12 protein-coding genes are annotated in these 14,332 nt (G+C 63.5%); 6 read left to right on the top strand and 6 right to left on the bottom strand.

What is annotated here, in order from left to right:
* Positions 1-775: 775 nt before the first annotated feature.
* Together IPK75_03000 and IPK75_02995 are read left to right on the top strand one after the other, a co-directional pair.
* Positions 776-1,759, top strand: coding sequence for a hypothetical protein (locus IPK75_03000; protein ID MBK8197314.1), 984 nt, complete (start codon positions 776-778; stop codon positions 1,757-1,759).
* A gap of 15 nt (positions 1,760-1,774) precedes the next feature.
* A complete protein-coding gene (locus tag IPK75_02995; GenBank protein MBK8197313.1) occupies positions 1,775-2,347 on the top strand; it encodes a hypothetical protein in 573 nt (190 codons plus the stop codon).
* Positions 2,348-2,363: 16 nt separating this feature from the next.
* Here the strand turns inward: IPK75_02995 and uvrB are convergent, their stop codons facing one another.
* Complete coding sequence (gene uvrB / locus IPK75_02990; protein MBK8197312.1) at positions 2,364-4,547, bottom strand: excinuclease ABC subunit UvrB; 2,184 nt, start codon at positions 4,545-4,547, stop codon at positions 2,364-2,366.
* A gap of 130 nt (positions 4,548-4,677) precedes the next feature.
* Between uvrB and IPK75_02985 the strand changes: the two genes are divergently transcribed.
* Positions 4,678-5,004, top strand: coding sequence for a DUF2200 domain-containing protein (locus tag IPK75_02985; GenBank protein MBK8197311.1), 327 nt, complete (start codon positions 4,678-4,680; stop codon positions 5,002-5,004).
* 3 nt (positions 5,005-5,007) lie between these two features.
* Here the strand turns inward: IPK75_02985 and IPK75_02980 are convergent, their stop codons facing one another.
* Positions 5,008-7,335, bottom strand: a complete 2,328-nt coding sequence (locus IPK75_02980) for a hypothetical protein (protein ID MBK8197310.1) — start codon at positions 7,333-7,335, stop codon at positions 5,008-5,010.
* 226 nt (positions 7,336-7,561) lie between these two features.
* On the opposite strand from IPK75_02980, the gene IPK75_02975 reads away from it, so the two are divergent.
* Positions 7,562-7,933: a PilZ domain-containing protein gene (locus tag IPK75_02975; GenBank protein ID MBK8197309.1), complete on the top strand. Its 372-nt coding sequence runs from the start codon at positions 7,562-7,564 to the stop codon at positions 7,931-7,933.
* Here IPK75_02975 and IPK75_02970 read toward each other — a convergent pair.
* Entirely contained in the window at positions 7,930-8,502 is a 573-nt protein-coding gene (locus tag IPK75_02970; protein ID MBK8197308.1) for an RNA polymerase sigma factor, read from the bottom strand. The two genes, IPK75_02975 and IPK75_02970, sit on opposite strands and share 4 nt — an antisense overlap.
* Positions 8,503-8,809: 307 nt before the next feature.
* On the opposite strand from IPK75_02970, the gene IPK75_02965 reads away from it, so the two are divergent.
* Positions 8,810-10,273: a sigma-54-dependent Fis family transcriptional regulator gene (locus IPK75_02965; protein MBK8197307.1), complete on the top strand. Its 1,464-nt coding sequence runs from the start codon at positions 8,810-8,812 to the stop codon at positions 10,271-10,273.
* A 55-nt stretch (positions 10,274-10,328) separates the two neighbouring features.
* Here the strand turns inward: IPK75_02965 and IPK75_02960 are convergent, their stop codons facing one another.
* Positions 10,329-11,318 carry a MarR family transcriptional regulator/GNAT family N-acetyltransferase gene (locus IPK75_02960; GenBank protein ID MBK8197306.1) on the bottom strand — a complete coding sequence of 330 codons (990 nt, stop codon included), beginning with the start codon at positions 11,316-11,318 and terminating at the stop codon, positions 10,329-10,331.
* Positions 11,319-11,428: 110 nt separating this feature from the next.
* Here IPK75_02960 and IPK75_02955 point away from each other — a divergent pair, with 110 nt between their 5' ends.
* The gene (locus tag IPK75_02955; GenBank protein ID MBK8197305.1) at positions 11,429-11,968 is read left to right on the top strand and encodes a putative glycolipid-binding domain-containing protein; all 540 of its coding nucleotides are present in this window, start codon (positions 11,429-11,431) and stop codon (positions 11,966-11,968) included.
* Between the two features lie 4 nt (positions 11,969-11,972).
* Here IPK75_02955 and IPK75_02950 read toward each other — a convergent pair whose 3' ends face one another.
* Both IPK75_02950 and IPK75_02945 read right to left on the bottom strand, forming a co-directional pair.
* On the bottom strand, positions 11,973-13,166 hold the full coding sequence (locus IPK75_02950) for an MFS transporter (protein MBK8197304.1): 1,194 nt from the start codon (positions 13,164-13,166) through the stop codon (positions 11,973-11,975).
* 111 nt (positions 13,167-13,277) lie between these two features.
* Positions 13,278-14,189: a LysR family transcriptional regulator gene (locus IPK75_02945; protein MBK8197303.1), complete on the bottom strand. Its 912-nt coding sequence runs from the start codon at positions 14,187-14,189 to the stop codon at positions 13,278-13,280.
* Positions 14,190-14,332 lie beyond the last annotated feature (143 nt).

Here is a 14,332-nt window from a genome sequence, read left to right as displayed (position 1 = left end):
TGAACGCTGTTCCAAAAAGAAGAAAGGCGTGGTGCCTTTTGAGGGGCATCCACGCCTTTCCCTTGTGTTCCGAATCAGACTACCGAGACACTGTGCTAGCACTCGTGAGCTCAATTCGAGAGACACGGGGTTTCTTTCCAGTGTGCTTCTGAGGCGCACTTTCCATCACCCTCCGCATCCGGACGTTCGCCCTGGCAGGCGCTCGCTCCCGGCTGCGTTGCCTGATACGTCGCTTCCGGGGGGAAGCCCGTTCCTCAGGGCTTGGCCGCCCACTTTCCGCTTGCCGTTCCCTCCTTGCGGAGGCTCGGGTTCGCACCTCTCCAGTCACACCCATCCGAAGATGCGCGCGCTTTCCTGGCGTCCCTTCCGGGACATTCCGGTCTTGGCCACCGCAGTTCGGATTGCGCTCCGGTTGCGGCCTACCGCTCCTCTCGTCACGGCTCGAGTTCCGCTTCGTGAGGCCACCGCCGTTTTTGGTCCCGCTTCCTGCCTGGCCTTTTGCGTCCCCGGTCTCCCGGCTCCGCTCCTGGCCCGGCCCTTGTCGGGGGCGATGGGCTTGGCCTCCGTGTCCTCTGACGGGTGTCCTCCCGTCCGGTTTTCGTTGGCTTAACGAAACGATCTCACCGAACGCGTCCTGAGTCGAGAGCGAGTCCAGAAATTTTCTCGCCTCAAGCGAAGAATTTCACAGATTTAAGACGGGGTGTGAGTTTCCCCGAACTGCTTGCGCAAATGTGCGATCTCTTCCAAGTTTCAACTGAAGATTTGAGGAGCTTTGATGGCTAGGGGCACCAAGCAGTCGACTATTCAATATCGACGATTGTCGGGGTTCAGCAAACCGGTTGAGGGTTTCGACCTCGAAGGAACGATAAACAATGCGCTAAGCCAGACCGCAGAAGGGGTCGTAATCGGCGACGATTTCCGATGTCGAGAATACCAATATGATCCTTATCAAACGTTTGTATTCAGCTGGTACGCAAAAACGTCGTACGGACTGATTGGCGAGCTATGTTGTTTTGAGCCGGCAGGATTCTTGGTTGCGGTAAACCGAACAGCAAACGCATCTAAGACGCTAAATTTGCATCAGATAAAAACACAGGATGGCCATGAGCCTCTGAAGGGCACGCTCTATTTCTTGGTAAAGAACAACCATGTTCTTGTCATGCAGTCTGGCGTGAGCGCAAAGATGCTTGAGCGGTATCTGAACTGGTTGTTTTCCATCAAGACCAAACTTGTTCCCAACTCGAACATGGTTCTGGAAACTCAAGTCGAGATCAAAAGTTTGTCGGCTGCAAGACTGAAGACGGAGGAGATCAGAATATCCCCTCCGGCAGCACAAGCTGACCCTTCTCTGCCTAGAACAAAAAAAGGTTCGCCATCGGGCGATGTGATTCAAACGCTAGCAGTAGATGACAGCAAGTCGTGGAGCTTGTTGGAAGCGGCGGGATTCAAGAAAAAAGACTTTCAGTCGTTTTTGAATCGAACCCAAGGCAAAGGAAAAATCGAAGTTTCGCTAAGCATCAAATTGAAGAACGGTCGATTCAAAGAAACCTTTGATCAATTGCCGCTCGAATCTGTCGCGAGCTACTTTGAGGAGGATGAGGTGAAGCTGTATTCGCCGAATGGTCTGGTCAAAGGAGTGATCAGTACCGGTACATTCAAATGCGATATTCAAATGCATGACTCACTCGTCGATAGACGAAAGCTCGGCACATCCTTTCAGAAAGCGCAGCGAGATTTTGTTGAGCGGGGCTTCATGTGATGATATAGAACAAAGATGGAACAAACTCATTGGCCCACCCTCGTCATATTGGCCATCTGCTTTGTTGCCGGAGGCTTGGCTGCGGCATCCGCTCCTGAATTGTTCAGTCAGGCGGCAAGCGAGATTGTGACGTTTTCGACATTGATGTCTGCAGGTGCGATGTCCGCGGTCGTTCTTGTGCCGACACTTATGTCTCATCGGTTTGGCGATGCTTCCATTCGGAAGAGTGTCCGCGATTTTGCGGAGTATCACGGCGCTTTGTGGATGGGGGCATTTGGCGTAGCAGCAACGCTTGCAGTTATCGTCATTTTTGGAGAGGTGGTTCGATGGGATTTAAGCTTTTCCTGGCGCATTAAGGGAACAGAGCATGTCTTCAATTTTGCGCGAGTTTTGAACGGGCTGGTTGGCTTCCTGTTCTCTTACTTGGTGTTCCGGATTTTTTTTCTGGCCGGAGCTATTCAAGACCTTCTGCGTTCTCTGTTCACTGAAGTTCCAGTGGTCGACAATTCCTCTGAATGCGGATTAGACAATGAAGACCTGCCCGTAGACGAAGAGCACGGGAAAGTTGTCGACTATGGCAAAGAGTGACTGACAGTTGGCGGACTTAAATCCCCAAATCCTGTTCCCGCAGCCGCTTCAGCTCATCGCGCAGCCGGGCCGCATCCTCGAATTCCAGGTTGGCGGCGGCTTCGCGCATCCGCTTTTCCGTGTCGGCGATGACGGCCTTGAGGTTGTGGCCGGATTCACCTGCAAGTGGCAAGGGTTTTGACTCGGCGACGCCCCGCTCGCGGTTGCGGCGGCTGCGGCTGGCGGAGGGCTTGTCGCCCAGCTCGCCGAGGATGTCGGAGACTTCGCGGATGATGGTGCGCGGCGTGATGCCGTGCTCGAGGTTGTAGGCGTGCTGTTTCTCGCGGCGGCGGGCGGTCTCGTCCATCGCGCGCTGCATCGAGCCGGTGACGCGGTCGCCATAGAGGACGACGCGCGCCTCGGCATTGCGCGCGGCGCGGCCGATGGTCTGCACGAGCGAGGTCTCGGAGCGCAGGAAGCCTTCCTTGTCGGCGTCGAGGATGCCGACGAAGGCGCATTCCGGGATGTCGAGGCCCTCGCGCAGGAGGTTGATGCCGACGAGGACGTCGAAGACGCCGAGGCGCAGGTCGCGGATGATTTCGATGCGCTCGATCGTGTCGACGTCGGAGTGCATGTAGCGGACCTTGACGCCGTTCTCGTGGAGGAAGTCGGTCAGGTTTTCCGCCATCTTTTTCGTCAGTGTCGTGATGAGCGAGCGGTAGCCGGCGGCGGCGACGGCCTTCACCTCGGCCATGACATCGTCGACCTGGTTGGCGCCGTCATTCGAGACGGGGCGGACCTCGACGGGCGGGTCGATGAGGCCGGTGGGGCGGATGACCTGTTCGGTGAAGACGCCGCCGGTGCGGTCGAGTTCCCAGGGGCCGGGGGTGGCGGAGACGTGGACGGTCTGCGGGCGCATGGCGTCCCATTCCTCGAACTTGAGGGGGCGGTTGTCGATGCAGGAGGGCAGGCGGAAGCCGTATTCGGCGAGCGTGGACTTGCGCGAGAAGTCGCCTTTGAACATGGCGCCGATCTGGGGGATCGTCTGGTGGGACTCGTCGGTGAAGACGAGGGCGTTCTGGGGCAGGTATTCGAAGAGGGTGGGCGGGGGCTCGCCGGGCTTGCGGCCGGTGAGGTAGCGCGAGTAGTTCTCGATGCCGTTGCAGGAGCCGGTGGCGGCCATCATCTCGATGTCATACTGGCAGCGCTGGGCGATGCGCTGCGCTTCGAGCAGTTTCCCGTGCTTTTCGAAATGGGCGATGGTCTGCTTCAGCTCGACCTTGATCTGCTCGATCGCCTGGGTGAGCGTCGGGCGAGGCGTGACGTAGTGGCTGTTGGCGTAGATCTTGATCGCGGGCAGGCGCTGCAGCGTGCGGCCGGTGAGGGGGTCGAACTCGGTGATGCTCTCCAGCTCGTCGCCGAAGAAGGAGAGCTTCCAGGCGCGGTCCTCGTAGTGGGCGGGGAAGATGTCGAGGCCGTCGCCCTTGATGCGGAAGGTGCCGCGGCCGAAGGCGATGTCGTTGCGGGTGTACTGGTTGGCGACGAGGCGCTCGGCGACCTGCTTGATGTCGATGCGGTCGCCGGTGTTCAGCGTGAAGGTCATCGAGGTGTAGGACTCGACCGAGCCGATACCATAGAGGCACGACACGGAGGCGACGATGATGACGTCGTCGCGCTCGAGGATGGCGCGGGTGGCGGAGTGGCGCATCCGGTCAATGGCCTCGTTGATCGAGCTTTCCTTCTCGATGTAAAGGTCCGCACGCGGAACATAGGCCTCGGGCTGGTAATAGTCGTAATAGGAAACGAAATACTCGACCGCGTTGTCCGGGAAGAAGGACTTGAACTCGCCATAGAGCTGGGCGGCGAGGGTCTTGTTGGGCGCGAGGATCAGCGCGGGGCGCTGGGTCGCCTCGATGATCTTGGCCATCGTGAACGTCTTGCCGGTGCCGGTCGCGCCGAGGAGCACCTGGTCGCGCTCGCCAGACGTGATGCCGTCCACGAGCTCCGGGATGGCGGTCACCTGGTCGCCGGCCGGCTCATAGGCCGAGGCGACGCGGAAACGCCGGCCGCCTTCCAGCTTCACCCAGTCGCGGTCCGGCCGGTGCGGCGTCCACTGGTCGGAGGCCAGCTGGCCGGCCGCGTCCAGCGCGAAGCCGTCGAAGCTGAACGTGGCTGAGGCGTCGGCGACGCCGCGGGCGGGAGGTCGGGAGGGGCGGGCCATGGCCGCAAGATATGGGCGAGCCGCCCCGGAGTGTCTAGTGTTCCTGTTTTGTGCGGTGTAGGCTGCTGACAGCAGATGTCAGCAGGAGGACGCGGTGAAACAGGCAACCGGCCGGCACAAGGTTTTCGACATGGCCTTCGCGAAGGTCTACCCCGCCTATGTCGCCAAGGCGGAGAAGAAGGGGCGCACGAAAGCGGAGGTCGACGAGATCATCCGCTGGCAGACCGGCTACACGCAGAAACAGCTCGAGAAGCAGATCGACAAGGCGGCGAGTTTCGACACCTTCTTCGCCGAGGCGCCGAAGCCGAACCCGGCGCGCGCGCTAATCACCGGCGTCGTCTGCGGCGTGCGTGTGGAAGAGGTCGAAGACCCGCTGATGCGCGAGATCCGCTACATGGACAAGCTGATCGACGAGCTCGCCAAGGGCAAGGCGATGGAGAAGATTTTGCGGGGGTAGGGGCTACTCTTCCGCTTCGTCATCAACCTCGCTGAGCGCCAACGCATTCAGCGCCTCCTCGACTTTCTCAGCCGCGCGGCGGGCGCGGTTGCGCGCCGGATCGGCTCCGTCGATTTCCGACATTAGCTTCAGGAACGTCACAGTCTTGCGATGAATGCCCCGTGTTGCGGGCGGGTTGGTTCCGAAAGCTTCCAGCGCTTCGTAGACCTTGATGCGCATAGGCGCCTGTCCGAGGAAAAGATTTGGCGCCCGGCCAAACTTGGTCTGGATCCGTTGACGCCACTCAGTCTCTGTCGGCGGCAGTACATGTGCCGCGAGCGCCAGAAGTGCGTATTCGTTGCGCAGCATTCCAAAGAGCCGGAGCGCCTCGATTTGGGCGAAAGACAATTCAGGAATCTGTCGGATGTCTTCGATGAGGCCAAGGAGGACGCCGGTCTCGTCCAGCCGGACGACGCTGGTGTCGTCCATCAGTTCGGCGAGGAGTTGCTCAAATTTGTGTTTCTCTTCGAGCAGGCGTTTGCGCTCGGAAGGTACTTGAGAGCCTGAGAGCTGCGGAAAGGAAAGGTTGAACCAGTGCTGGCGCAGCTGGCGGATTTGCTCCGGCGGCGTGCCGGTCAATAGTTTGAACTCCTCAACCATCCATAGGGCCGTGCGGCGCACCGCAGGGCTGTCTGAGTTCAGAAGGTCGGCGAGGCGCTCAGGATTGTAAGGCTCGCCGGGAAGGCGGAGGTTCTCACGCGCAATTATGTGAGCCTTGATCTGATCGAGAAACTCAGGGCGGGGGTGCTGCGTCCTGCCTCTGAAAGCGCTTTCGAAGAAGTCCCTTTCGGCGAAAGGCTCGAAGTGATTCACATGTCCGATCTGGTAGAGCCTCTTCTGGGCGCGAGATCGCTGCCAGATGGCTATAGCCTGGAAGAGCGCGGCCATGATCACAAGGTCCACCATTGCCCGCGCCGCGAAGGTGAGGTGTTTGCCGAGTGGATTGTCAGCGGCGGCCTCGATGGGGGGACTGAGATCGACCTGGTAGATTTCCCACCAGTCGACAAAAGGCACGGCTTTCGCGAGCTCGGCGCCAAAAAAGCTTAGCCAGGCAATAAATGGGTTGGTGGCACGGTTGGCATCTGTGATTTCGAATGCTGTGGTCTGCCATCCGTAGATCTGATGAAGCGCAAGTGGCACGAGCAAGAACAAAGACGCATAGCCGAGCAGCGCTTCATCTTTGAGGTCGTTGTCGAAGCCGACCTGAATCTCCGGGCTCTCCGTTTTGAGCAGGCGCGAGGCAGTCTCCCGGTCTTCTTCAATCCATGCCCAGCGGCGCCCGAGGGCAATCACCATTAGCATTCCGAGGCCAATCGGGATCAGGCCAAAAGGCGGTGCAAGCACGAACCCCAGCGCAGTCAGCGGAATGAGTGACAAGAGAACGAAACTGTGGGGAATGCCGCGGCCCTTCTGCGTCGCGCCCGTGAGAGGGGCGACGATGCGGACAAGCACAGAATCGATGTAGCTGGCGGCGTAGGCAGGAAAAGTGATGGGGTTTGCACCCATTGGTTTCAGTCCGCCGCTTTCTCCAGCTTCATCAAGATACCGGATGATGTGGGGCAGGAATATGAAGGCGACGAACAGCGCGATAACGCCTAACGTAACGAAGAAGGTCAGGTTTGAGGCGAGTTCGGCGGACTCATTGCCCGACACTTTTGCGGCCCAACTGGCCAAGGCAACGATGCTCAACAGGATTCCGGCGCCAACCCAGAATGAAGGCGGCGAAATCGCATCTCTTCTGAAAAGCACCCGAGCGTGCGTTTTTTCCTCTGCCGCAGCCTGCAAATAAATCGCTGACAAGGCAGGGACCAGGGCCAAACCCAGACTGAAGATCAAGGCAGCGACATGGAACACTTTGGCGTCGTCAACTCTGGTGCCGTGCAGATCGAGATCGTTCCACGGTAAAAGACCCGGTTGAGCGGAGAGAAAGGTGAATGCGGTGAGTCCGACGATGAGGACAAAGGCGTAGACGAACAGCTCGCGAAACCCCTGGTGCGCTATTCCGCGCTCGTCCACTTTTCTCTTCCGCGCGGGCTTTTCGAGCGCGGGTTTCAGCCGCCCCCATATCTGGAGCATCCGGGCCATGTTGGCGGCGAAAAGTCCTGCGGCAAGGCAGCCGAGGGCGAGCCAATCGGCCTTCTGTGACTGGAGTTCAGCAAAGAAGGGCGCGGCCAGGATCACAGCGCCTGCCAGAGCTAATGTCAGTCCACTGAATATAAACACTGTGGTCCAGCGCCATACGCCCCAGATGCTGCCTTTGCGCGGTCTGTCTGCGCCGGTATCTTTCGCCATCAGCCGATGCCCCTCCCCAGGCCCCCGTCTCGTCTGTGGCTTTCCACTTTTACGTTTCATTAACCTTCGCGCAAGGGGGGAATTTAGAGCTCTCGAAAATAGGGCGTACCGGCGGCATCAAGACCTGAAGGCTCGTGGCTACGGGCTCCAATTAAATCCTCGCGCACCTGCGATAAAAAATCCCCACCCCAAGGAACTTTCCGGTCTTCGCAAGCATAGGGTAACCATGTGCAAGGCCGAGTTGGATGGAGCGGACGCGCCCGAGGGATCGGGCGGGCGGCAGGAAGTGCGGCTTCCGGCCGACCTGTCCGTGCGCCTTGTCTGGGTCGACATGAGCCAGGCCTGCGCCGGCTGGCTGCGCGATGTGTCGGCCTCCGGCGCGCGCGTGTCGGTCAGCGGCAAGGCCGGCGAGACCCGCGATGTCTACCTGCTGGCCCACCTGCCGGGCGAGCGCGAGCCGCGCCGCATCGGCGCCGTGCTGCGCTGGCAGGTCGGCGATATCGTCGGGCTGCGGTTCGAGCCGCCGGTGCCGCCGGAGCTGGTCTATGCGATGGCCGGGCTCGACGGCCCCCCGGTCAACCAGGCGGCAGTGAACTAGGCGGCGCGGCGCGGCGGGTCGAGCTGTTCGACCAGCAGGGCGCGGGCGCGGCTGACGCGGCTTTTCATGGTGCCGGGCGCGCAGTTGCAGGCCTCGGCGGCTTCCTCGTACGAGAAGCCGAGGCCGAGCACGAGGCTGATGGCATCGGCCATGTCGGCGGGCAGGCGGGCGATGGCGGCCAGCACGCCGGCGCCGTCGGCGGCCGCCTCGGGCGTGCGCTCGTCGATCAGCAACGTGTGGATTGTCTCGTCGGGCGTGGCCACCAGGCGCCGGTCGCGGCGCAGGCGCTGCAGCCATTCATTGCGCAGTATGCGGAAGATCCACGGCCGGAAGGCGCGGGCCGGATCGTAGCTGGCAAAGGCCGAGAGCGCGCGGATGCAGGCATCCTGCACGCAGTCGTCGGCGATGTGCGGGTCCTTGCAGAGCTTGCGGGCATAGGCGCGCAGGGCCGGCAGGCAGTCTTCCACCAGGTCTGCGAACAGCGCCTCGTCTGCGGCCGACAGGCGGGCGGGCCGGGACGCGGGCGCCGCCTGCGAGGACGGCAAAGGCTGTCGCCCGGTAGCGGCCATGGGCTTGAATTCCGTGCTGGTTAACCCGTTTGTTGCGCCAGAAACCTTAAGAAAGCATTGGGCGGAGGTCTAATTGATCCCGGTGGACAGGCGCGCGGCGCACCGCTGGATGTGCTGCGGCGGCTGCAGGCGCGGGGGCAGGCGGGCGGGCGCGTCGCAGGTTAATGCGGGGCAGGGCGGGAATCGTTGAAATTCAAAGGATTTCGCCAACCGTAATTCCATCCCTCTGTGTCAGAACGGGGCGTAACGATGTGGAACGGCATGCCGGATGGCGTCCGTGCACGGATAATACGTGAAGGGTGATACCATGGCCAAGACTATCCTCGTGATCGATGACGATCCGACCCAGCGCCGCCTGTTGCAGGCTGCCGTGGAGAAGGCGGGCTTTGCCTGCCGCACGGCGCCGGACGGCGAGACCGGGATCGCGATGTCGTGCGATGCGCGTGAGGGCATCGATGTGGTCCTGCTGGACCTGACGATGCCGGGCCTCTCGGGCATGGAGACGCTGGACAAGCTGGCCGAACGGCGCAGCGACCTGCCGGTGATCATGCTGACCGCGACCAGCGGGATCGACACGATCGTTCAGTCGATGCGCCGCGGCGCGGTGGACTTCATCGTCAAGCCGGCCAACCCGGAACGTGTGGTCGTCAGTATCCGGAACGCCCTGAAGATGCAGAGCCTGACCGGCGAAGTGAAACGCCTGTCGCGCAAGGCCGAAGGCGGCATGCGCTTCGAGGACATGATTGCCTCGGCGGCCTCGATGCGCGGTGTGATCCGTATGGCGGAGCGGGCGGCGACATCGGACATCCCGGTGCTGATCCTTGGTGAAAGCGGTGTGGGTAAGGAAGTCATGGCGCGCTGCATCCAGGGGGCCTCGGGCCGCGCGGGCAAGCCGTTCGTGACGGTCAACTGCGGCGCGATCCCGGAAAACCTGGTCGAGTCGATCCTGTTCGGCCACGAAAAGGGCGCCTTCACCGGCGCCGTGACGAAATCGCTCGGCAAGTTTGTCGAGGCGGATGGCGGCACGCTGTTCCTTGACGAGGTTGGCGAACTGCCGCTCGACGCGCAGGTGAAACTGCTCCGTGCCCTGCAGGAAGGGGAGGTGGATGCCGTCGGCTCGCGCCGCCCGACCAAGGTGGACGTGCGCATCATCTCGGCCACCAACCGCGACCTTGCCCAGCAGGTGAAGGACGGCACGTTCCGCGAAGACCTGTTCTACCGTCTCAACGTGTTCCCGCTCGACATGCCGTCGCTGCGCGAGCGGCGTGAGGATATCCCGGCGCTGGTCGATCATTTCATCGCCCGTTTCAATGCCAGCGAGGGCGCGAAAGTCGCCGGCGCGTCGGCGGAGACGATGCAGATGCTGCGCACGCATGACTGGCCGGGCAACGTGCGCCAGCTTGAGAATGCCGTGTTCCGCGCGGTGGTGCTGTGCGACGGCGACCTGCTGCGCCCGCAGGATTTCCCGCAGATTTCCGGCCAGACGGCGGATGTGACCAGCCTGCCTGCCTTGCCGGAGCGCGCGCCGCTCCCGGTGGCCGCAAACGATGCGGGCCCGGCCGACCTGTCGACGCCGGTGGCGATCAAGGACAAGGACGGCGAGCTGCGCAGCCTGCAGGATATCGAAAAGGACATCCTTCAGTATGCGATCGAATTCTATGACGGCCATATGAGCGAAGTCTCGCGCCGTCTCGGCATCGGCCGCTCGACGCTTTACCGCAAGGTGCGCGAGTACGATCTCGACGTGCGCGGCGAGCGCGAAGCCGGCTAAGCACCGGAGTCAAAGGGAAGACGGAAAGGCGGCCTTGCGGGGCCGCCTTTTTTCGTCAGCCCCGCGGCGGGCGTGTCAGGTCGTAGGACATCGCCACGTCGCACCGCGCGTAGCGCTTGCCGAAACGCTCCATGATGCCGGCATCGTGCACGAAGCCGGCCTTTTCATAGAGGTGGATGGCGGCGGCGCATTTGCGGTTGGTCAGCAGGAACAACTCGCCGATCGGCAATTGGCGGGCGCGGTCGAGCACGCGGTCCAGCAGGAACTCGCCCGCCTTCAGGCCGCGCGCCGAGGCGCGCACCCCCATCTTGGTCAGCTCGAAGCTCGCCCCCTCGACCGGCATCAGCGCGCAGGTGCCGACGATGCCGCGCTCGCCCGCTTCCACGAACAGGATCTCGCCGCCCCGGTCGAGGATCATGCCCTTCGGGTTCTCGATGATCTTGATGTCATTTTGTTCGAGTACGAACATGTCGGACACCCATTCGCGCGTGATGGCGTCGAACTCCGGCGCGAGCCGGTCATCATATTCGACCAGACGCAAGGCGGGCGCGCCGCTGGCCGCGGTGATCTCGTCCTGGATGCGCTGGCTCAGCGGGCGTGCCTGCAAGCCCTCTTCCAGCCGGCCGATCAGCGTCAGGATGTCGGCGTCCGGTCCCTCGCTCAGCTGCTGGGCGGCGCGGCGCACGTGCGGCCACATGGCGTGTTTCATGTCTTCCACCAGCGCTTCGCCGCGGGCGGTCAGGCGGATCTGTTTCTGGCGGTTGTCGCCCTTCACTGGCATGGTGCGGGTGAGGCCGAGCTTCTGCAGGCTGTTGTGGATGCGCGTCACCGCCGGCTGGCTGATGCCGACCGCCTCGACCGCTTCGCTGACGCTGAGCGGCCCATAGGTGGTCAGTGCCGCCAGCAGCGGGAAATGCGTGGCCTGTACCGGTACGCCGCGCTCGGCGAAGGCGCGTGTCGCGTCCGCCTGCATCCGCTCAGCGAGGCGCTTCAGGCGGCTGCCCAACGCCAAGTATCCCATCTCTGCCAAAACATCGCGCGCCAAGGACGCCTCCCTCATCGATACATGATATATAACATGTTATATATCATGCGAGTCAAGCGGCCCTGTCCGCCCTTGGGGCAACGAACACGGCAGGGGCGCGTTGGACCGCGATGCGACACACTTTCTGCTGGCGAAGACTGGACCGGGACGGGCTGGAGGTGACCTGGGTCACGCACGGCCATTCCGGCATCGGCGTGCGCACCAGCCTGCTGAGTGCGGGCGAATTCCCCCTCGAGCTGCGCCTCGACTGGCAGCTTGATCGTGCGTGGCGCACTCGTTCACTGGTGATCGACCGGCGCGACATGACCAGCCAGCGCCGCATGACCATCGAACGCCTGCCCGAGGCCTGGATCGTCGACGGCGCCGCCCGGTCGGACCTTGCAGCCTGCGACGAGATCGACGTGTCGGCCACGCCGTTCTGCAACAGCCTCGCGCTGCGCATGCTGGGAGAGACCGGCGGTGAACTCACCGCGCTCTACGTCAATGCGCTGGATCTCAGCGTGCGGGCTTCGCGCCAGCGCTACGTGCCGGTGGCGCCCGGCGTCTGGCGCTATGTCGACCTCGGCGTGGCCGCCGGGTTCGAAGCGGAACTCGCCGTCGACGACGCGCTGATGGTGCGTTCCTATGACGGACTGTTTGCGCGGGTGTGACCGGTCAGGCCGCGTCGGCGCTCGCCGGGCGCGTCACGGGCCGGGCCAACCAGGTGAAGCCGAGGCCCGCCAGCGTGACCAGCACCATCAGCCAGTAGATCCGCGTCTGCGCCTCGATGCCGCCCGGCGCGAGGAGGTCGTAGGCGAGGCCGGAGGCGAGACCCGCAATCGCCATCGCCGGGCCGAATACCAGCGCGCCATTGGCTGCGTAGGCGAGGGGCAGTTGTTCGTCAGGCAGGTTCGCCTGCAGGAAGCGCATCGTGCCGATATGCGTCAGCGCGAAACTCGCCGCGTGCAGCAGCTGGAACCCGTAGACCGCCTCCACTGGCAGCACGAAACCCGCCGCTGTCCAGCGCACGAGCGCGCCGAAGCCGCCGAGCCAGAGCAGCAGGTAGGCGGTGGTGTTCTTCAGGAGCTGGCGCGAGAAGGCGAGCAGCAGGATCTCGCCGGCCACGCCGGTCGCCCACAACGCGCCGATATGGCCGCCATCGATGCCCTGCGCGATCCAGACGTTCGACGCGAAGGAATAATAGGCGGCATGGCTCGCCTGGATCAGCGCCGCCGCGAAGATGTAGATGAAGACGCCGGCCTGACGGTACATCGCGAAGGCCTGCGTGAAGGTCGAGAACAGGCTGCGCCGGGCGAGCACGGAGCGCGCGCCGCGCTTGGTCAGCAGCGGGCCAATGGATGCGATCACCGAGGCGGCGATCAGGTAGACCAGTACCCAGTCGGCGCCCCATGCCCCCAGCACGGCGCCGCCCGCGAGGTTCGCCATCACGAACGCCACCGACGCCAGCGCGCGGCCCTCGCCATAGTCCGGCCGGCCATAGCGCGTGCCATAGACGAGGACCGCCTCGAACAGCGGGCCGACAAGGTTCATCGCGCTGTAGACCAGCACGCAGAGGAAGAAATCCACGGCGCGCGGCGAGTCCGGGAAGAGAAGCACATAGCCGCCGAGCGCGATGGCCATGACGGTGGCGAGCGTGCCCCGCAGGCCGTGGTCCTGCGCGATCCCGGCCGAGAGCGGGCCGGTGATGATGCGGATCAGGATGGCGAGCGTGCCGGCGCCGGCGATCTCGGCGCCCGACATGCCGGCGACCTCCTCCATCCAGACCGGCAGGTAGGGCAGGTTGGCGCCCAGCACGAGGTTGACCGCGCCGGCCGCGAGGGTTGCCCGCCAGGAGTCACTGAGCTTCATGCGTGCTGCCGTCCCGCGCCCTGTTGGCGCCGGGCGACTTACGCCCGGTTCGGGCCGCGCCGTAAGCCCCTCGCGCCGAATTTTTCCCGGTGTGGCGGCGGAGACGCGCCTTCAGGCGGCCGGCGCGCGGCGCAGCTGGTCGCGCACGAGTTCGCCCAGCTGGCGGGCTTCGGCGGCGCGCGGGCTGCCGGCTTTCCACGCGATGCCGACCTGCCGGCCGATGATCGGGGTGACAAAGGCGCGCACGGCGACGTCCGGGCCGAGCGTCAGGCCATTGTCGGCGGCCAGGCGCGGGATCAGCGAGACGCCGAGGCCGCCGGCCACCATGTTGACCAGCGTGCCGAGCGAGGTGGCCGCGACCTGTTCGCGGCCGGCGCCGCCCTTAAGGCGGCAGACCGACAGCGCATGCTCGCGCAGGCAGTGCCCGTCCTCGAGCAGCAGCAGGTCCTCGTCCTTCAGGTCTTCCGGCGACAGGCCGTTCTTGCGGGCAAGCGGGTGGGCAGCCGGCGCGGCCAGCAGGAATTCGTCGTCGAACAAGGGCAGCGTCTCGATGCCGGGCGCGTCCCAGGGCAGGGCGATGAAGGCGGCGTCGAGTGTGCGTGCCTTCAGCTGGTCGACGAGGCGGCTGGTGCGGTCTTCGGTCAGGTAGAGCTTGAGGTCCGGGTAACGCTTCGTCAGCAGGCTGACAGTCTGCGGCAGGACGAAGGGCGCAATGGTCGGGATGGCGCCGAGGTTGAAAGGCCCCGAAAACAGCGCGCCGGACGTGGTGACCGCCTGCACGAGGGCGTGCGCGTCGGCGAGCAGGGCAGAGGCGCGCGCCGCCGCGATTTCGCCGGCATGGGTGAGGGACGCGCCGCGCGCCTCGCGCTCGGCCAGTGCCACGCCGAACATGTCTTCCAGCTCCTTGATGCCGGCCGACAGCGTCGGCTGGGTGACATGGCAGGCCTCGGCGGCGCGTGAGAACGAGCCGGTTTCGCCGAGGGCGACGAGGAACTGGAGCTGGCGCAGGGTGGGAAGTGACATAGGTTGTATCTATGCGCGGGCGCAGAACAATCAATTCCCTTTATGCGTCCAGGACGCCGCAGGGGCGGCTGATTTTTGGGCAGCGACATTGCGGGCTGGTAAGGTTGAATGCGCGTCCGGGTAGATTCTCTGCTTCGGGAGGC

This window comes from Acidobacteriota bacterium, assembly GCA_016712445.1.
In the GTDB taxonomy this organism is placed as follows: Bacteria; Pseudomonadota; Alphaproteobacteria; order Caulobacterales; family Hyphomonadaceae; genus Hyphomonas.
Note: the sequence above shows the minus strand (reverse complement) of the source record. Positions and strands in the feature narration are given on the sequence as shown.